This window comes from Phaeobacter sp. CAU 1743 (assembly GCF_039839315.1).
GTDB lineage: Bacteria > Pseudomonadota > Alphaproteobacteria > Rhodobacterales > Rhodobacteraceae > Phycobacter > Phycobacter gallaeciensis_A.
Genome location: NZ_JBDOQR010000036.1, coordinates 31,898 through 49,233 on the forward strand (window position 1 = coordinate 31,898; position 17,336 = coordinate 49,233).

Genomic DNA, 17,336 nt, shown 5'->3' on the forward strand with positions numbered 1-17,336 from the left:
CAAGATTTGAGGTATCAAAATGAACCAGGAAATCACCAATAACCCGTTCAACCCGCTGACCCCGCCGAAGGTTTTCGATGAGATCAAGGTATCGCTGGCGTCGCCCGAGCGGATCCTGTCGTGGTCTTATGGCGAAATCAAAAAGCCCGAGACCATCAACTACCGGACCTTCAAGCCCGAGCGTGATGGTCTGTTCTGCGCCCGTATCTTTGGCCCGATCAAAGATTACGAATGCCTTTGCGGCAAATATAAGCGCATGAAATATCGCGGCGTTGTCTGCGAAAAATGCGGTGTGGAAGTCACCCTGCAAAAGGTCCGCCGCGAGCGCATGGGCCACATCGAACTGGCCTCGCCGGTTGCGCATATCTGGTTCCTGAAGTCGCTGCCGTCGCGCATCGGCCTGATGCTGGACATGACCCTGCGCGATCTGGAACGCGTGCTGTACTTTGAAAACTACGTTGTCATCGAGCCGGGTCTGACCGACCTCACCTACGGCCAGATGATGACAGAAGAAGAGTACATGGACGCCCAGGACCAGTACGGCATGGACGCCTTCACCGCCAATATCGGTGCCGAAGCGATCCGTGAAATGCTGGCCGCGATCGATCTGGAAGCCGAAGCCGAGCAGCTGCGCGCCGAACTGGCCGAAGCCACCGGCGAACTGAAGCCCAAGAAGATCATCAAGCGTCTGAAAGTGGTCGAGTCCTTCCTCGAGTCGGGTAACCGTCCCGAGTGGATGATCATGACCGTGATCCCGGTCATCCCGCCGGAACTGCGTCCGCTGGTTCCGCTGGATGGCGGTCGTTTCGCGACCTCCGACCTCAACGACCTTTACCGTCGTGTGATCAACCGGAATAACCGTCTGAAGCGTCTGATCGAACTGCGCGCGCCTGACATCATCGTCCGCAACGAAAAGCGGATGCTGCAGGAATCCGTTGACGCCCTGTTTGACAACGGCCGCCGTGGCCGCGTTATCACAGGCGCCAACAAGCGCCCGCTGAAGTCGCTGTCCGACATGCTGAAAGGTAAGCAGGGTCGCTTCCGTCAGAACCTTCTGGGTAAGCGCGTCGACTTCTCCGGCCGTTCGGTCATTGTGACAGGTCCCGAGCTGAAGCTGCATCAGTGTGGTCTACCCAAGAAGATGGCGCTCGAACTGTTCAAGCCCTTCATCTATTCACGTCTGGAGGCCAAAGGTCTGTCCTCCACCGTGAAGCAGGCGAAGAAGCTGGTGGAAAAAGAGCGCCCCGAAGTCTGGGATATCCTCGACGAGGTTATCCGTGAGCACCCGGTGATGCTGAACCGCGCACCGACGCTGCACCGTCTTGGTATTCAAGCCTTCGAACCCACGCTGATCGAAGGTAAGGCTATCCAGCTGCACCCGCTGGTCTGCTCGGCGTTCAACGCGGACTTCGACGGTGACCAGATGGCCGTGCACGTGCCGCTGAGCCTTGAGGCCCAGCTGGAAGCGCGCGTCCTGATGATGTCCACCAACAACGTTCTGTCGCCCGCAAACGGCGCGCCGATCATCGTTCCCTCGCAGGATATGATCTTGGGTCTCTACTATGTGACCCTGGAACGCGAAGGCATGGTGGGCGAAGGCAAGGTCTTTGGGACCATCGACGAAGTTCAGCACGCTCTGGACGCCGGCGAAGTGCACCTGCACACCAAGATCACCGCGCGGATCACTCAGATCGACGAAGAAGGCAACGAGGTTCTCAAGCGTTTTGAGACCACCCCGGGCCGTGTTCGTCTGGGCGCGCTGCTGCCGAAGAACGCCAAGGCGCCGTTTGAACTGGTCAACCGTCTTCTGCGGAAGAAAGAGGTGCAGCAGGTCATCGACACCGTCTACCGTTACTGCGGTCAGAAAGAGTCCGTGATCTTCTGTGACCAGATCATGACCATGGGTTTCCGCGAAGCGTTCAAGGCAGGCATTTCGTTCGGCAAGGACGACATGGTGATCCCGGACGGCAAGTGGACCATCGTCGACGAGACACGCGAGCAGGTGAAGGACTTCGAACAGCAGTACATGGACGGCCTGATCACTCAGGGCGAAAAGTACAACAAAGTTGTTGATGCCTGGTCGAAGTGTAACGACAAGGTCACCGAGGCGATGATGAGCACCATCTCCGCCGACAAGCGGGACGAGAACGGTGCCGTGATGGAGCCGAACTCGGTTTACATGATGGCCCACTCCGGTGCGCGTGGCTCGGTTACGCAGATGAAGCAGCTGGGCGGTATGCGCGGCCTGATGGCCAAGCCGAACGGCGACATCATCGAGACCCCGATCATCTCGAACTTTAAAGAAGGCCTTACGGTTCTGGAGTACTTCAACTCCACCCACGGTGCCCGTAAGGGTCTGTCGGATACCGCTCTGAAAACGGCGAACTCGGGTTACCTGACCCGTCGTCTGGTGGACGTGGCGCAGGACTGCATCGTGCGGGAGCGCGACTGCGGCACCGAGCGTGCGATCACAGCAGAGGCTGCGGTCAACGACGGTGAAGTGGTTGCCAGCATCGGTGAACGTCTGCTGGGCCGTGTTGCGGCCGAGGACATCAAACGTCCGGGCACTGAAGAGGTGATCGTCGCACAGGGGCAGCTCATCGACGAACGCATGGCGGATGCCGTGCAGGAAGCCGGTGTTGCCTCCACGCGGATCCGTTCGCCTCTGACCTGCGAAAGCGAAGAGGGCGTCTGCGCCATGTGCTATGGCCGTGACCTTGCGCGCGGTACCATGGTCAACTCGGGCGAGGCTGTCGGCATCATCGCCGCGCAGTCGATCGGTGAACCTGGTACACAGCTGACGATGCGGACCTTCCACATCGGCGGTGTTGCCCAGGGTGGTCAGCAGTCGTTCCTCGAGGCGAGCCAGGAAGGCAAGATCGTCTTCGAGAACGCTCAGATCCTGCAGAACGCCAACGGCGAAACGCTGGTGGTTGGCCGTAACATGAAGCTGATCATTCAGGACGAGCACGGCGAAGAGCGCGCCAGCCACAAGCTGGGCTATGGCTCCAAGCTGTTCGTCACCGACGGTCAATCCGTTGCCCGTGGCGACAAGCTGTTCGAATGGGACCCCTACACCCTGCCGATCATCGCGGAAAAGCCGGGTACTGCCAAATACGTCGATCTGGTTTCGGGCCTTGCCGTCCGCGACGAGACCGACGAAGCCACCGGCATGACCCAGAAGATCGTGGTCGACTGGCGTGCGGCACCGAAAGGCAACGACCTGAAGCCGGAAATCATCCTTGTGGATGCTGACGGCGAGCCGGTCCGCAACGATCTGGGCAACCCGGTTACCTACCCGATGTCCGTTGATGCGATCCTGTCCTGTGAAGACGGTCAACAGATCGAGGCCGGTGACGTTGTTGCGCGTATCCCGCGTGAAGGCGCCAAGACCAAGGACATTACCGGTGGTCTGCCGCGTGTGGCCGAACTGTTCGAAGCCCGTCGTCCGAAAGACCACGCAATCATCGCCGAAATCGATGGTTACGTGCGCTTTGGCCGCGACTACAAGAACAAGCGCCGCATCTCGATCGAACCCGCGGATGAGAGCCTGGAAACCGTCGAATACATGGTGCCCAAGGGCAAGCACATCCCGGTGCAGGAAGGTGACTTCGTGCAGAAGGGCGACTACATCATGGACGGCAACCCGGCGCCGCACGACATCCTTGCAATTATGGGTGTCGAGGCTCTGGCGAACTACATGATCGACGAAGTTCAGGACGTCTATCGTCTGCAGGGCGTGAAGATCAACGACAAGCACATCGAGGTGATCGTTCGCCAGATGCTGCAGAAGTGGGAGATCTCCGACTCCGGCGAAACCACGCTGCTAAAAGGCGAACACGTGGACAAGCAGGAGTTCGACGCTGCCAACGAGAAGGCACTGTCGCGCGGCAAACGTCCGGCACAGGGCGCACCGATCCTGCTTGGTATCACCAAGGCGTCGCTGCAGACCCGTTCGTTCATCTCGGCGGCCTCCTTCCAGGAGACCACCCGCGTGCTGACCGAGGCTTCGGTTCAGGGCAAGAAGGACAAGCTGGTTGGCCTGAAGGAAAACGTCATCGTTGGTCGCCTGATCCCGGCCGGTACCGGTGGTGCAACCCAGCAGATGCGCCATATCGCTCAGTCCCGCGACAATGTGGTTCTGGAAGCGCGCCGCGAAGAAGCCGAGGCCGCAGCTGCTCTGGCCGCTCCGGTGATGGAGGACGACGTGTCCGGTGGCGACTTCGACAATCTGGTGGAAACACCGGAAAGCCGCGACTGATCCGTCGACTGACTTTTTGAAAATGAATGCCCCCGCGCCGATGGCGCGGGGGTTTTCTTTTGTCTGACGTCCCCCAACCGGCGAATGCCTCTTCCCAAGTGCTGCGCCCCGGTGTTTTCTGTGCGCGCAACCGGGGGAGGGGAAATGTCAGAGCAGTTGAAGATGGTTGGACTGGTCCGGTTCTCGGTTCTTACGCCTACCTATTATTCCGAACGCTTCAGCACACTGGAGGAAACGGCGGCACATCTGTTTTCCGAGGACCGGATGGAGCTCCGCTTTCGCGTTTTCGAAGAGCTGTGCCTGCCTTCGCTGCTTCGGCAAAGCGATCCCGAATTTGACGTCGTGGTGCTGACTGCGGCGTCGATGCCTGATCGCTATATGCAAAGGCTGAAGGCGCTGCTCGCGCCGCATCGCAATCTGCATTGCCGTCCGGTCGGAACCCGAAATCATTACCGGCTGTTACGCCGGGGGTATGATTCCATTCCGGCAGGGGAGGGCAGTCACCGCATCCTGTTCCGTCTGGATGATGATGACGCGGTTGATATTGATTTTGTGGCACGCACAAAACGTCTGGCGGCTGGGATCCTGCCGCTGCAACCCGAAGGCGGTGCTTTTGTCATTGCCTATAACCGGGGCTTTTACGTGCGGGCGACGCTGGATGGGCCGGAGGTCTTCGACGCGGTCGAACAGGCGCCCCTGTCGGCAGGCACCGCGCTGGTGGCCCCGGTTGGAAGCGCCGCGAATCCCTACAAGTTCAACCACCGCAAACTGGCGCGGCACTATAGCCTTTATTCGGATATTTCGGTGCCATCCTTCCTGCGCACTATCCATGGTGACAATAAATCCGATCCCACCCAAAAAGGGATCACTCATCAGATGACCGAGGAAGAGCTCGACAGCGCGCTGCAACGCCATTTCGGTCTGACGCTGTCGCAGCTGAAGGCGGTATAGCGCATGAAACCCAATCAGACCGGTGCCCTGTTGATGATGGGCAGCATGGCGGCCTTTACCTTCAATGATACGCTGGTGAAATCCGTGGGGGCGGATCTGCCGCTGTCGCAGATTCTTGTGGTCCGCGGCGGGGTTGCGTCACTGCTGATTTTCCTGCTGGCGCGCTATCTGGGCAGCTTGCGGATGAACCTGCCACGGGGCGACTGGATGCTGGTTCTGGGCCGCTGCCTGTCCGAAGCGGGGGCGACTTACCTCTTCCTCAGCGCGCTGATGCTGATGCCGCTCGCCAATGTGACTGCCGTACTGCAAATGCTGCCGCTGACCGTGACGCTGGGGGCGGCGCTGTTCTTTGGCGAAAGCATCGGCTGGCGGCGCATGGCGGCGATCCTTGCGGGGTTCTGCGGTATGCTGCTGATCGTGCAGCCGGGGCCAGAGGGGTTCGATGGCGCCTCTTTGTATGCACTGGGTGCGGTTGGCTGCGTCACGGCCCGGGATCTGTTTACCCGGCGGATGTCGGCGGCGGTTCCGTCGATGACGGTGACGTTGATGGCCTCTTTGACAGTGCTGAGTTTTGGCCTGATCTACAGCACCCAGCAGGACTGGCAGCCGATGCAGGGCTGGCATCTGGGTCTGCTCATGGGGGCGGCCTGCTTCATCTTTGCCGGCTATCTGTTTTCGGTCATGACCATGCGGGTCGGAGACGTCGCCGTGGTCTCGCCCTTCCGATACAGCGGGTTGTTGTGGGCGCTGTTCCTCGGCTGGGCAGTGTTTGGTGATTGGCCGGGTGTGCTTACTCTGACCGGCGCGGCCGTCGTTGTGGCGGCGGGCCTATTCACCTTCTACCGGGAGCGGCAGCAGACCGGGGGATGAGAACGCCCGCGCGACTGCGGTGCTATCGACGTTGAAGGTCTGTTTCAGATGGTGCGCTTCCTCTGGTGTGACAGGGGTGACGCTGATCTCCTTGCCGCGCCCCTTGGAGCGGGAATCGTTGAAGCTGTTGTAACCACGCAGATACATGTCGCCATCCGGAATGGTCAGCGTTGGTGTGACCCGCCAAAGGGTATGATGGCCGTGATGCATGATCGTCTGGTTGGACCCGCCCGCCACTACGACTCCCATAGAAAGCGCAGTGTAGGGGTAGCGGTCCGGTTTGATCGCCAGCCCATCGGCACTGGCGCGATAGACATAGCCGCGGTTGAAATCGATGGTGGTCATCGGATAGCGCGGCCAGACCGGTTCTAGGTCCTGCGCCGCCTGTTTCAGCCGTTCCACGAATGACACCGCCATCGCATCGTCATCGTCTAGACGAAACTGCAGGCAGGGCGCATCCGGGTTTTCGCGCGCGTCGTTTAGCATCTGGATCATCACCCGCCGGTGACGGCCCGGCGGCTGCACGGAAACGACCACATTCGGCAAAGGTTCGGTGAGGGTCAGCAGCCGGTCGAGATAGGGGAGGGGAAAGCACTCACCGACCACGACCAGCAGCTGGAAATCCGCGTCGGTCTGACCGATGACCGAGGGCAGGCAGACAGTTTCGAACAGGCGGAACCGCTCCTCAAGCCGTTCGGGCGCATAAAGATAGGCACGGCGTTCCTCTAGGCTGGCGTGCTCCTGCTTGTAGCCGCCGTGCCCTACATAAGAGAAGCGGCACAATCCGATAACCTGCATAACATGCGATCCCTGTTAAAAACAAAAGCGTGGGGCTAGTCAGCCGCGAAGACCCGTTTGAGATCATCCTGCCGGATGGCAAATCGCGCTTCAAACTCACCCACCTGATCCGGGGTCAGCGGGGTGACGGGCACCGGTTTGACCCGTTTCTGGCGCGAGTCGTTATAGCCATTGTGGGTGCGAACGAACATCGGCTGATCGCTGATGGTGACCGTCGGCATGAAGCGCAGGATTTTCTCATGCGCGAAGTTCATGATCGTCAGGTTACAGCCGCCGCGCACATACATGCCAAGCGAAGCCACATAGTAGGGCCGGTGTATCTCGGTTGCGGCGATCCCGGACGCCCCAACCTCGGCCACATAACCACGGTTGAAATCAACGGCGACCGTTTTGCTCTTTTCGACCAGGCCAGAACAATCCTCAACCGTCTGCCGGAGACGTTCGACGAAATCCACCGACACTGCGTCGTCGTCGTCATGCCGGAACTGCAGACAGGGCGCGTCTGGATCCCGGCGGGCTTTGTTGAGGATCTCTTTCATCACCTGGCGCTGTTTGCGCGGCGGTTCGCTGTGAATACGGACCTGCGGCATGTCGGCGGTGATGTCCTGAAGCCGCTCCCGGTGCTGTTTCGGCAGGCTGTCGCCAATGACGATGATCAGCTCGAAATCCTGATCTGTCTGTTCGCGCAGACAGGGCAGGGCGACGGTCTCCATCAGTTGGAACCGCTCCTCCAGACGGTCTTCGGCATAAAGGTAGGCAATGCGCTCCTCCAGGCTGGCATGTTCAACCTGAAAGCCGCCAATTGCGGGATAAGAAAAACGACAAAGACCGATGACTTGCATGAATGGGGCGTCCTGAGTATGCGTATGGCCCAATCTTACTGCGGCCTGTTGAACTATGCATCGCCGGTACCGATGCGACAAGACAGTGGGTGTGGCAGGGGAAGTATTGCCAGCGGCGTGTTCCCGTGCCGCCATCCGCCGACCCTGGGCGTCACTGGGCGCCTGACAGTTGACAAGCCCCGCGACTCCCCATATACGCGCGCCTATCCGGCATCCGGGGGCCGCCCCTAAAGCCGATATCACTATTGTAGTGGATCAAGGTTCGGACAGTTTTATCGTCCGGATCCTCTGTAGACCCACCGCGTCGTTCACCTCGGAATGGGAACGATTGCGGTTTTTGCGCTTGCGGACGCGTAAGTGCCGGAAATATGAGCCGCACGCCCTTGCGCGTGCATGACATGAAAGTTGCGAAACGGGGAATAGACCGGAATGCCAACGATCCAACAGCTGATCCGCAAGCCGCGGCAGCCGAAAGTTAAACGCTCCAAATCCATGCATCTGGAGCAGTGCCCCCAGAAGCGTGGCGTTTGCACGCGCGTTTACACCACCACGCCGAAGAAACCGAACTCCGCTATGCGGAAAGTTGCGAAGGTCCGCCTGACCAACGGTTTCGAGGTCATCTCCTACATCCCGGGTGAAAGCCACAACCTTCAGGAACACTCTGTGGTTCTGATCCGCGGCGGTCGTGTAAAAGACCTTCCCGGTGTGCGTTACCACATCCTTCGCGGTGTTCTGGATACCCAGGGCGTCAAAGACCGTAAGCAGCGTCGCTCCAAGTACGGCGCGAAGCGTCCTAAGTAAGAAGAAGGATAAGCACAGATGTCACGCCGTCACGCTGCTGAAAAACGCGAAGTTCTGCCCGACGCCAAATATGGCGACCGCGTTCTGACCAAATTCATGAACAACCTGATGATCGATGGTAAGAAATCCGTCGCAGAAAAAATCGTCTACAACGCGTTTGATCGCGTTGAAGCCAAGATCAAACGCGCTCCCGTGGAAGTCTTCCACGAAGCTCTGGACAATGTGAAACCCGCCGTCGAAGTTCGTTCGCGCCGCGTGGGTGGTGCAACCTACCAGGTGCCGGTCGAAGTTCGCCCGGAGCGCCGCGAAGCACTCGCAATCCGCTGGTTGATCAAAGCCGCCCGTAGCCGCAACGAAAACACCATGGAAGAGCGCCTTGCAGGCGAGCTGCTGGACGCTGTCCAGTCCCGTGGTACCGCGGTGAAAAAGCGCGAAGACACCCACAAGATGGCAGAGGCCAACAAGGCCTTCTCGCATTACCGCTGGTAACCCAAGGGGCTTAGACCTATGGCACGCGACTATACACTCAACCATTACCGTAACTTCGGTATCATGGCGCACATCGATGCAGGTAAGACCACCTGCTCGGAGCGTATCCTGTACTACACCGGCAAATCCCACAACATCGGTGAGGTGCACGATGGTGCAGCCACCATGGACTGGATGGAGCAGGAGCAGGAACGCGGCATCACCATCACCTCGGCTGCGACCACCACTTTCTGGGAACGCACCGAAGATGGCGAAACTGCTGACACGCCGAAGCACCGCCTGAACATCATCGACACCCCCGGCCACGTTGACTTCACCATTGAAGTTGAGCGTTCGCTGGCGGTTCTCGACGGTGCTGTCTGTGTTCTGGACGCCAACGCCGGCGTTGAACCCCAGACCGAAACCGTTTGGCGTCAGGCTGACCGCTACAAGGTTCCGCGCATCGTCTTCGTCAACAAGATGGACAAGATCGGCGCTGACTTCTTCAACTGCGTCAACATGATCGAAGACCGTACCGGCGCCCGCGCGGTTCCGGTTGGTATTCCGATCGGCGCCGAGAACGAGCTGGAAGGCCTGATCGATCTGGTCACCATGAAGGAATGGCTGTGGCAGGGTGAAGACCTTGGCGCCTCCTGGGTGCAGGTCGAGATCCGTGACAGCCTGAAGGACATGGCCGACGAATGGCGTGGCAAGATGGTCGAAGCGGCCGTCGAGCAAGACGACGACGCCATGGAAGCCTACCTGGAAGGTGAAGAGCCCGACGTCGCAACACTGCGCGCTCTGCTGCGCAAGGGCACTCTGGCGCTGGACTTCGTTCCGGTTCTGGGCGGTTCCGCGTTCAAGAACAAAGGCGTTCAGCCGCTGCTCAACGCTGTGATCGATTATCTGCCCAGCCCGCTGGACGTTGTCGATTACATGGGCTTCAAACCCGGTGACGAAACTGAAACCCGTAACATCCCGCGCCGCGCGGATGATGATATGGCGTTCTCGGGCCTGGCGTTCAAAATCATGAACGACCCCTTCGTCGGTTCGCTGACCTTTACCCGCATCTACTCCGGTGTTCTGAACAAGGGTGATACCCTTCTGAACTCCACCAAGGGTAAGAAAGAGCGCGTTGGCCGGATGATGATGATGCACTCGAACGACCGTGAGGAAATCACGGAAGCGTTCGCGGGCGACATCATCGCGCTGGCTGGTCTGAAAGACACCACCACTGGTGACACGCTCTGCGCCGTCAACGATCCGGTGGTTCTGGAAACCATGACCTTCCCCGATCCGGTGATCGAGATCGCGGTTGAGCCGAAAACCAAGGCTGACCAGGAAAAAATGTCCCAGGGTCTGGCCCGTCTGGCCGCCGAAGACCCGTCCTTCCGCGTGGAAACTGATCTGGAATCCGGTCAGACCATCATGAAGGGCATGGGCGAACTTCACCTGGACATCCTGGTTGACCGCCTGAAGCGCGAATTCAAGGTTGAAGCCAACATCGGTGCCCCGCAGGTTGCCTACCGCGAGACCATCGGTCACGAGGTCGAGCACACCTACACCCACAAGAAACAGTCGGGTGGTTCGGGTCAGTTCGCCGAGGTGAAGATGATCATCTCGCCGACAGAAGCCGGCGAAGGCTACTCGTTCGAATCCCGCATCGTTGGTGGTGCTGTTCCGAAGGAATACATCCCCGGTGTTGAAAAAGGCATCAACTCGGTCATGGATAGCGGCCCGTTGGCTGGCTTCCCCGTGATCGACTTCAAGGTTGCCCTGATCGACGGTAAGTTCCACGACGTTGACTCCAGCGTTCTGGCCTTTGAAATCGCAGCACGTATGTGCATGCGTGAAGGCATGCGCAAAGCTGGCGCCAAGCTGCTGGAACCGATCATGAAGGTCGAAGTGATCACCCCGGAAGAATACACCGGCGGTATCATCGGCGACCTGACCTCCCGTCGTGGTCAGGTGTCCGGCCAGGAGCCCCGCGGCAACGCGATTGCGATCGACGCAAACGTGCCGCTGGCGAACATGTTCGGCTACATCAACACCCTGCGTTCGATGAGCTCGGGCCGCGCCCAGTTCACCATGCAGTTCGGTCACTACGATCCGGTTCCGCAGAACATCTCGGACGAGATCCAGGCGAAATACGCGTAAGCGTCATGACATTGGGAGGTTCGCGGCCCGCGCGGACCTTCTTCCAATCAAAAGGAGGCCACCATGGCTAAGGAAAAGTTTGAGCGTAATAAACCGCACGTCAACATCGGCACCGTTGGCCACGTTGACCACGGCAAAACCACGCTGACCGCAGCGATCACCAAATACTTCGGTGACTTCAAAGCCTACGACCAGATCGACGGCGCACCGGAAGAAAAAGCCCGCGGCATCACCATCTCGACCGCCCACGTGGAATACGAGACCGAGAACCGCCACTACGCCCACGTCGACTGCCCCGGCCACGCTGACTATGTGAAAAACATGATCACCGGTGCGGCGCAGATGGACGGCGCGATCCTGGTTGTGAACGCAGCTGACGGCCCGATGCCGCAGACCCGCGAGCACATCCTGCTGGCGCGTCAGGTTGGCGTTCCGGCGCTGGTCGTGTTCATGAACAAAGTTGACCAGGTCGACGACGAAGAACTGCTCGAGCTCGTCGAGATGGAAATCCGCGAACTGCTGTCTTCCTACGACTTCCCGGGCGACGATATCCCGATCATCGCAGGTTCCGCTCTGGCGGCGATGGAAGGCCGTGACCCGGAAATCGGCGAAAACAAAATCAAGGAACTGATGGCGGCTGTGGATGAGTACATCCCGACCCCCGAGCGTGCCGTTGACCTGCCGTTCCTGATGCCGATCGAAGACGTGTTCTCGATCTCCGGTCGTGGTACCGTTGTGACCGGCCGTGTTGAGCGTGGCGTGATCAACGTTGGCGACGAAATCGAAATCGTCGGCATCCACGACACCAAGAAAACCACCTGCACCGGTGTTGAAATGTTCCGCAAGCTGCTGGACCGCGGCGAAGCCGGCGACAACATCGGCGCGCTGCTGCGCGGCGTTGACCGTGACGGCGTTGAGCGTGGTCAGGTTCTGTGTAAGCCGGGCTCCGTGACCCCGCACACCAAATTCGAGGCAGAAGCATATATTCTGACCAAAGAAGAAGGTGGCCGTCACACCCCGTTCTTTGCGAACTACCGTCCGCAGTTCTACTTCCGGACCACCGACGTGACCGGCACCGTGACCCTGCCGGAAGGCACCGAGATGGTGATGCCGGGCGACAACCTGAAGTTCGAAGTTGAACTGATCGCCCCGATCGCGATGGAAGACGGTCTGCGTTTCGCCATCCGCGAAGGCGGCCGCACCGTCGGCGCTGGCGTTGTGTCGAAGATCATCGAGTAATTCGCACTCGCGAATGATCAAACGGAAAGGGCGCCCCAGTGGCGCCCTTTTTGTTTGAACGCGATGATCCCGAGACGCACCAGAAAGACTGTGTCGAAGATCATCGAGTAATCAGGTTTCCTGATTGCGGATGGAAAGGGCCTCCTTCGGGAGGCCCTTTTCCTATGTGTACAAAGCTGAGCAGGGCAGGGGCCGCTTCGCCAATGAAACCGTTTGGCCTTCGGCGGATTTGATCGGATCAGGCGCGCGCCCGGAGACCTGGTCGGGCGCGGCCCAGACGCAGCACAAACGCGGGGCGTCCGGGCGGTTTTGCGGGCCGGTGTATTCTTGGTTGAGACGACAGGATGCCTTAGGCTCAGGGCGCGGGCTGAATGTCCGGATTGCAGGGCAGCGTCAGAACGAAACGACTTCCCTTTCCCGGGCCTTCGCTTTCGGCATGAGCGCTGCCGCCATGCGCACAGGCAATTTCGCGTACATTCGCGAGTCCCAGGCCAGTGGACTTTTCACCATCCGTTGGCTGCGCGGAAAGCCTTTGAAAACGGCCGAAGGCGCGCGTCAGGTCGTCTGGCGTCAGGCCCTGACCGGTATCGGAGACGGCAACGGTGACGCTTTCACCTTCCTGCGCGACCGAAATCCGGACCTCGCCTCCGGGATAGGTATATTTCACGGCGTTGCTAATCAGATTGTCGATGGCAGAGATGACCAGTGTTTCATCAACCTCTGCGATGGTCCGCTGCGGTGGGTCGACGGACAGGGAAATCGATTTGCGTGCAGCCTCTTCCCGGTTGGCTTCGGCTGCAATGTGCAGCAACCCGGTCAGGTCGACCGGCTTGCGGTCCAGGCGCAGCGCTTCGCCTTCGACCCTGGCCCGGTCCAGCGTCGCGTCGATCAACTGCGCGATCCGGTCCGCATTGTCGATGACCTTCTGAAACGCGGTTTCAATCCGGGCTGTGTCCGGTGTTTCTGTGCGGGCTCTGATCAGTCCCAGTTCGGCCTGGGACAGCACGGCGGCCAGCGGGCTGCGTAGGTCGTGGGCAATCAGCCCCATAAGTGCGATCTTTTCCGCGTTTTCACGCCGCACTTCGGAATAGCCCTGCTGCAGCCGCCGGTTCATCCGCGCAAGATCCGCGATTAGCTTCTTTCGGTCCCTTTCAACGGAGAGGCGGCGCAATTCGGCTTCGGCGCGCAGGGCAAAAATCGTTGATATCGCAGTGGCGATCTCGGATTCCTTGATCTCCTGGTTGGAAAATACAGCCAGATGACCGGTGACCTCGCCAGAGGTGTCGCGAAGTGGAATACCTATGTAGCCTTCAAACCTCGCTTCGCGGGGATAAAGGTCGGCAATCCCGCAGGGGATGATCACCACCTCCCCGGCATATACCCGGGCGCAGGGGGTGCCCTGCAATTCGTAGCGTATCCCGCGAGCAACCTTGTGGTCCTGCAGGGCGTAGAGCGCCCGCGCGTGGGTGGGGGGCACCCCTTCGCCATAGGTGACTGCGACGAAGGCTGCATCTAGATGCTCGCTCAGGGCCTCAACCAGGCGCGCCAGGAGCGCATGACCGGTTTCACCAGCGATACTGCGCGCAATCAGCAGAACTTGCTCGGTTTCGGGGCTGTGAGGCGGCACTATTGGGTTGTCCGTTGTGAGGTTTTGCGCAAGATTAACCGGACTTGGAGGGCGCCACTAGGGCCACTGGCCGCCCTGCGTCAGTTTTTAACACGGGACGGCCAGGTTTTCTGGGGGTGACCTTGCCCGATCGCCGTAACGGCTCCTGAGGTGGACCCAAAGAGTGGGAGCATTCGCACGGGCCTCATTTACCCTTGCAATACCGCCGCTGCAGGCTTAAGACGCGCGAGTTCTCAATGAGAATATCAAGGCGGGGTGATTCCCGCCTTTTGGGTTCGATGAGGGTGCGCGGTGGTCGTGGGCCCTCCTCTCAACTCCAACGCCTATAAAAGGCTGACGAAATGCAAAGTCAAAACATTCGCATTCGGCTGAAGGCTTTCGATTACCGCGTGCTGGACGCCAGCACCCAGGAAATCGTGAACACTGCAAAGCGCACCGGCGCGCAGGTTCGTGGCCCGATCCCGCTTCCGAACAAGATCGAGAAATTCACCGTTCTGCGTGGTCCCCACGTCGACAAGAAATCCCGTGACCAGTTCGAGATCCGCACCCACAAGCGCATGCTCGACATCGTTGATCCGACTCCCCAGACCGTGGACGCGCTGATGAAGCTCGACCTCGCCGCTGGCGTGGACGTCGAGATCAAGCTGCAGTCGTAAGATCGGAGGGTAATGAATATGCGCTCTGGTATTATCGCAAAGAAAGTCGGCATGACCCGGCTGTTCATGGAAGACGGCAAGCAGATTCCTGTGACCGTTCTTCACCTGGATGGTCTGCAGGTCGTGTCGCAACGCACCGAAGACAAAGACGGCTACACCGCCGTTCAGCTGGGCGCAGGCTCGGCCAAAGTGAAGCGCGTCTCCAAGGCGATGCGTGGCCACTTTGCCGCTGCAAAGGTTGAACCCAAGCGTAAGCTGGTTGAATTCCGCGTGCCCGCCGATGCCCTGATCGAAGTTGGCGCCGAAATCTCGGCCGAACACTTCCTGACAGGTCAGAAAGTGGACGTGACCGGCACCTCGATCGGTAAAGGTTTCGCAGGCGCCATGAAGCGCTGGAACTTTGGCGGTCTGCGTGCCTCGCACGGTGTGTCGATCTCGCACCGTTCGCACGGTTCGACCGGTCAGTGTCAGGATCCCGGCAAGGTTTTCAAAGGCAAGAAGATGGCCGGCCACATGGGCGCTGCCCGCGTGACCACCCAGAACCTGGAAGTCGTCAAGACCGACGCCGACCGTGGCCTGGTGTTCATCAAAGGTGCCGTACCTGGTCCGAAATCCGGTTGGGTAACCGTCAAGGATGCCGTCAAGAAGAAAGCGCCCGAAGGTCTGCCCTTCCCGGCGGCTCTGAAGACAGCAGCAACCGAAGCACCGGCGGAAGCTCCCGCGGAAGGTGGTGAAGCATGAAACTTGATGTGATCAAACTCGACGGCGGCAAGGCAGGCGACATCGAACTGTCCGAAGACCTGTTCGGTCTGGAGCCGCGTGCGGACATCCTGCACCGTGTGGTCCGCTGGCAGCGCAACAACGCGCAGGCCGGTACCCACAAGGTCAAGACCCGCTCGGAAACCTCCTACTCGACCAAGAAGATCTATCGCCAGAAGGGCACCGGCGGCGCACGCCACGGTGACCGTAACGCGCCGATCTTCCGCAAGGGTGGTATCTACAAGGGTCCGACCCCGCGTAGCCACGGCCACGAGCTGACCAAGAAGTTCCGCAAGCTGGGCCTGCGCCACGCGCTGTCCGCCAAGGCGAAAGCCGGTGAACTGGTCGTGATCGAGGACGCAACCGCAGAGGGCAAGACCGCTGCTCTGGCCAAGCAGGTGAAAAACCTGGGCTGGAAACGCGCGCTGGTCATCGACGGTGCAGCCGTGAACGAAGGGTTCCTCAAAGCATCGCGTAACATCGACGGTCTGGATATCCTGCCGACGATGGGTGCAAACGTCTATGACATCCTGAAGCGTGACACCCTGGTGATCACCAAGGCGGGTGTCGAAGCACTGGAGGCTCGACTGAAATGAGCGCGAAGGCAGAACACTACGACGTGATCCGCAAGCCGATCATCACCGAGAAATCCACCATGGCGTCCGAAAACGGCGCAGTGGTGTTCGAAGTGGCGATCGACAGCAACAAACCCCAGATCAAAGAGGCGGTTGAAACCCTCTTTGGTGTGAAGGTCAAAGCGGTCAACACCACCATCACCAAGGGTAAGGTCAAGCGTTTCCGCGGCCAGATCGGCCGCCGCAAGGACGTGAAAAAAGCCTATGTGACCCTGGAAGAAGGCAATACCATCGACGTGTCCACCGGACTCTGAGATCTGTTACCTTTGAAAAAGATCGAAGGCCCTCGCGAAAGCGGGGGCCTTTTTCGTTGTTAAGCTCACACAAAGGGCAGGGATTGACCACGAAAAGGGCAGGGATTGACCACGAGTGGCTAAGGTGCGCTGTCCCGTTACGAGGTTACAAAATAAAAAGGCTCACCCAAAGGGTGAGCCTTCTCTCAATTAGGCGGGGGGTCCGTCACTGCCGGAGCAGCGCTGCCGACCAATTCCCCTGCCTTTCAAGACTAGACATAGCATTGGCCGCACAGATATTCAAGGTGTTGTTAGGGGAGATTTTGATTTGAAAATTCTTGACTATATTTCCCAAGAGAGATTGGCCACGTTCGAGAGCTTTACGGACACTCAGGATAGGGCGATTGTGCTCCACAACCATACTTTGCAACTTGGTTCGTCCCTGATGTCAATGATTGCGTTGTTCGAACTGGCTTTGAGGAACAGTACAAATCATCAGTTGGTAACGGATTTCGGTGACGATCAATGGCTGCTACCAGGAAGTACCAAGATTCCGCTGAAGCCATTCGAAGTGAAAGCACAAAAAACAGCGGTTCGTCATGCCAGAAAGGCCGCGTACTCTAAGCTTAGTTACAAAGAGAAGACATATCTCGATGCTTTTGCATATCCAGGTGGTGTGCCTGCTGGTGCTACACATGATGAAAAAGCTAGAGAAAGGCAGAGGCTCTTTGTTGTGTCACATGGCCAAGTGATTTCGCAGACCACCTTTTCCTTTTGGAAGCGTTTATACTCCGGCGATTACGCTGGTACGCTATGGAAGAAATCTTTAAAGAAGGTCTTCCCCAACAAAGATATCGAGCGCGCCGACGTCGCAAAAGCGTTGGAGGTCGTCTATGCAACCAGAAATCGCGTTTGACCTGCCCCCCGCTGGTCCCTCGCTCATGACGAGAGTCTGCGGGTTTGATTTTGGTAGTCGTCGGTTTCGGGTTTGGCAAGCGCGGCAGGCGCGGAGCCCTCAAATAGCTCAAGCGCCTGCCGC

At 59.0% G+C, this 17,336-nt stretch carries 15 protein-coding genes; 12 read left to right on the forward strand and 3 right to left on the reverse strand.

Going from position 1 to position 17,336, the window contains the following annotated elements; translation table 11 throughout:
- Window positions 1-19: 19 nt before the first annotated feature.
- From rpoC to AAFO90_RS14650, 3 genes are all read left to right on the forward strand, one after another.
- Window positions 20-4,261: a DNA-directed RNA polymerase subunit beta' gene (gene rpoC / locus AAFO90_RS14640; RefSeq protein WP_065271485.1), complete on the forward strand. Its 4,242-nt coding sequence runs from the start codon at window positions 20-22 to the stop codon at window positions 4,259-4,261.
- 144 nt (window positions 4,262-4,405) lie between these two features.
- Window positions 4,406-5,212 (forward strand): glycosyltransferase, encoded by an 807-nt coding sequence (locus AAFO90_RS14645; protein WP_347509843.1) that lies wholly within the window; start codon window positions 4,406-4,408, stop codon window positions 5,210-5,212.
- A 3-nt stretch (window positions 5,213-5,215) separates the two neighbouring features.
- Entirely contained in the window at window positions 5,216-6,082 is an 867-nt protein-coding gene (locus AAFO90_RS14650; protein ID WP_274830262.1) for a DMT family transporter, read from the forward strand.
- Here the strand turns inward: AAFO90_RS14650 and AAFO90_RS14655 are convergent.
- Together AAFO90_RS14655 and AAFO90_RS14660 are read right to left on the reverse strand one after the other, a co-directional pair.
- On the reverse strand, window positions 6,041-6,880 hold the full coding sequence (locus tag AAFO90_RS14655) for a putative rhamnosyl transferase (RefSeq protein WP_347509844.1): 840 nt from the start codon (window positions 6,878-6,880) through the stop codon (window positions 6,041-6,043). The genes AAFO90_RS14650 and AAFO90_RS14655 overlap by 42 nt on opposite strands.
- Before the next feature lie 35 nt (window positions 6,881-6,915).
- A complete protein-coding gene (locus AAFO90_RS14660) occupies window positions 6,916-7,722 on the reverse strand; it encodes a putative rhamnosyl transferase (protein WP_347509845.1) in 807 nt (268 codons plus the stop codon).
- Window positions 7,723-8,151: 429 nt separating this feature from the next.
- On the opposite strand from AAFO90_RS14660, the gene rpsL reads away from it, so the two are divergent.
- From rpsL to tuf, 4 genes are all read left to right on the forward strand, one after another.
- Window positions 8,152-8,523: a 30S ribosomal protein S12 gene (rpsL, locus tag AAFO90_RS14665; RefSeq protein WP_005621086.1), complete on the forward strand. Its 372-nt coding sequence runs from the start codon at window positions 8,152-8,154 to the stop codon at window positions 8,521-8,523.
- An 18-nt stretch (window positions 8,524-8,541) separates the two neighbouring features.
- A complete protein-coding gene (gene rpsG, locus AAFO90_RS14670; RefSeq protein WP_065271480.1) occupies window positions 8,542-9,012 on the forward strand; it encodes a 30S ribosomal protein S7 in 471 nt (156 codons plus the stop codon).
- An 18-nt stretch (window positions 9,013-9,030) separates the two neighbouring features.
- Window positions 9,031-11,148 carry an elongation factor G gene (gene fusA / locus AAFO90_RS14675; RefSeq protein ID WP_274830259.1) on the forward strand — a complete coding sequence of 706 codons (2,118 nt, stop codon included), beginning with the start codon at window positions 9,031-9,033 and terminating at the stop codon, window positions 11,146-11,148.
- 63 nt (window positions 11,149-11,211) lie between these two features.
- Entirely contained in the window at window positions 11,212-12,387 is a 1,176-nt protein-coding gene (tuf, locus tag AAFO90_RS14680) for an elongation factor Tu (protein ID WP_065271478.1), read from the forward strand.
- Between the two features lie 355 nt (window positions 12,388-12,742).
- Here the strand turns inward: tuf and AAFO90_RS14685 are convergent, their stop codons facing one another.
- Window positions 12,743-14,014 (reverse strand): HAMP domain-containing sensor histidine kinase, encoded by a 1,272-nt coding sequence (locus tag AAFO90_RS14685; RefSeq protein WP_347509846.1) that lies wholly within the window; start codon window positions 14,012-14,014, stop codon window positions 12,743-12,745.
- A 341-nt stretch (window positions 14,015-14,355) separates the two neighbouring features.
- On the opposite strand from AAFO90_RS14685, the gene rpsJ reads away from it, so the two are divergent.
- The 5 genes from rpsJ to AAFO90_RS14710 all read left to right on the forward strand — a co-directional run bounded on the left by rpsJ (window position 14,356) and on the right by AAFO90_RS14710 (window position 17,213).
- Window positions 14,356-14,670, forward strand: coding sequence for a 30S ribosomal protein S10 (rpsJ, locus tag AAFO90_RS14690; RefSeq protein ID WP_058289455.1), 315 nt, complete (start codon window positions 14,356-14,358; stop codon window positions 14,668-14,670).
- Between the two features lie 18 nt (window positions 14,671-14,688).
- The gene (gene rplC, locus AAFO90_RS14695; RefSeq protein WP_065271476.1) at window positions 14,689-15,411 is read left to right on the forward strand and encodes a 50S ribosomal protein L3; all 723 of its coding nucleotides are present in this window, start codon (window positions 14,689-14,691) and stop codon (window positions 15,409-15,411) included.
- The gene (gene rplD, locus AAFO90_RS14700) at window positions 15,408-16,025 is read left to right on the forward strand and encodes a 50S ribosomal protein L4 (RefSeq protein WP_065271475.1); all 618 of its coding nucleotides are present in this window, start codon (window positions 15,408-15,410) and stop codon (window positions 16,023-16,025) included. The genes rplC and rplD overlap by 4 nt, the downstream gene beginning before the upstream one ends.
- Complete coding sequence (locus AAFO90_RS14705; RefSeq protein ID WP_065271474.1) at window positions 16,022-16,318, forward strand: 50S ribosomal protein L23; 297 nt, start codon at window positions 16,022-16,024, stop codon at window positions 16,316-16,318. Before rplD ends, AAFO90_RS14705 begins: the two co-directional genes overlap by 4 nt.
- Before the next feature lie 307 nt (window positions 16,319-16,625).
- Window positions 16,626-17,213, forward strand: a complete 588-nt coding sequence (locus tag AAFO90_RS14710; RefSeq protein WP_347509847.1) for a hypothetical protein — start codon at window positions 16,626-16,628, stop codon at window positions 17,211-17,213.
- The last annotated feature ends 123 nt before the right edge of the window (window positions 17,214-17,336 follow it).

What these genes read in the sequence shown, in the direction of transcription:
- AAFO90_RS14645 (WP_347509843.1), top strand. Translation starts at nt 4,406, where the DNA reads ATGTCAGAGCAGTTGAAGATGGTTGGACTGGTCCGGTTCTCGGTTCTT.
- rpsJ (WP_058289455.1), top strand. Translation starts at nt 14,356, where the DNA reads ATGCAAAGTCAAAACATTCGCATTCGGCTGAAGGCTTTCGATTACCGC.
- rpsG (WP_065271480.1), top strand. Translation starts at nt 8,542, where the DNA reads ATGTCACGCCGTCACGCTGCTGAAAAACGCGAAGTTCTGCCCGACGCC.
- tuf (WP_065271478.1), top strand. Translation starts at nt 11,212, where the DNA reads ATGGCTAAGGAAAAGTTTGAGCGTAATAAACCGCACGTCAACATCGGC.
- fusA (WP_274830259.1), top strand. Translation starts at nt 9,031, where the DNA reads ATGGCACGCGACTATACACTCAACCATTACCGTAACTTCGGTATCATG.
- AAFO90_RS14660 (WP_347509845.1), bottom strand. Translation starts at nt 7,722, where the DNA reads ATGCAAGTCATCGGTCTTTGTCGTTTTTCTTATCCCGCAATTGGCGGC.
- rpoC (WP_065271485.1), top strand. Translation starts at nt 20, where the DNA reads ATGAACCAGGAAATCACCAATAACCCGTTCAACCCGCTGACCCCGCCG.
- rplD (WP_065271475.1), top strand. Translation starts at nt 15,408, where the DNA reads ATGAAACTTGATGTGATCAAACTCGACGGCGGCAAGGCAGGCGACATC.
- rpsL (WP_005621086.1), top strand. Translation starts at nt 8,152, where the DNA reads ATGCCAACGATCCAACAGCTGATCCGCAAGCCGCGGCAGCCGAAAGTT.
- AAFO90_RS14655 (WP_347509844.1), bottom strand. Translation starts at nt 6,880, where the DNA reads ATGCAGGTTATCGGATTGTGCCGCTTCTCTTATGTAGGGCACGGCGGC.
- AAFO90_RS14650 (WP_274830262.1), top strand. Translation starts at nt 5,216, where the DNA reads ATGAAACCCAATCAGACCGGTGCCCTGTTGATGATGGGCAGCATGGCG.
- AAFO90_RS14705 (WP_065271474.1), top strand. Translation starts at nt 16,022, where the DNA reads ATGAGCGCGAAGGCAGAACACTACGACGTGATCCGCAAGCCGATCATC.
- rplC (WP_065271476.1), top strand. Translation starts at nt 14,689, where the DNA reads ATGCGCTCTGGTATTATCGCAAAGAAAGTCGGCATGACCCGGCTGTTC.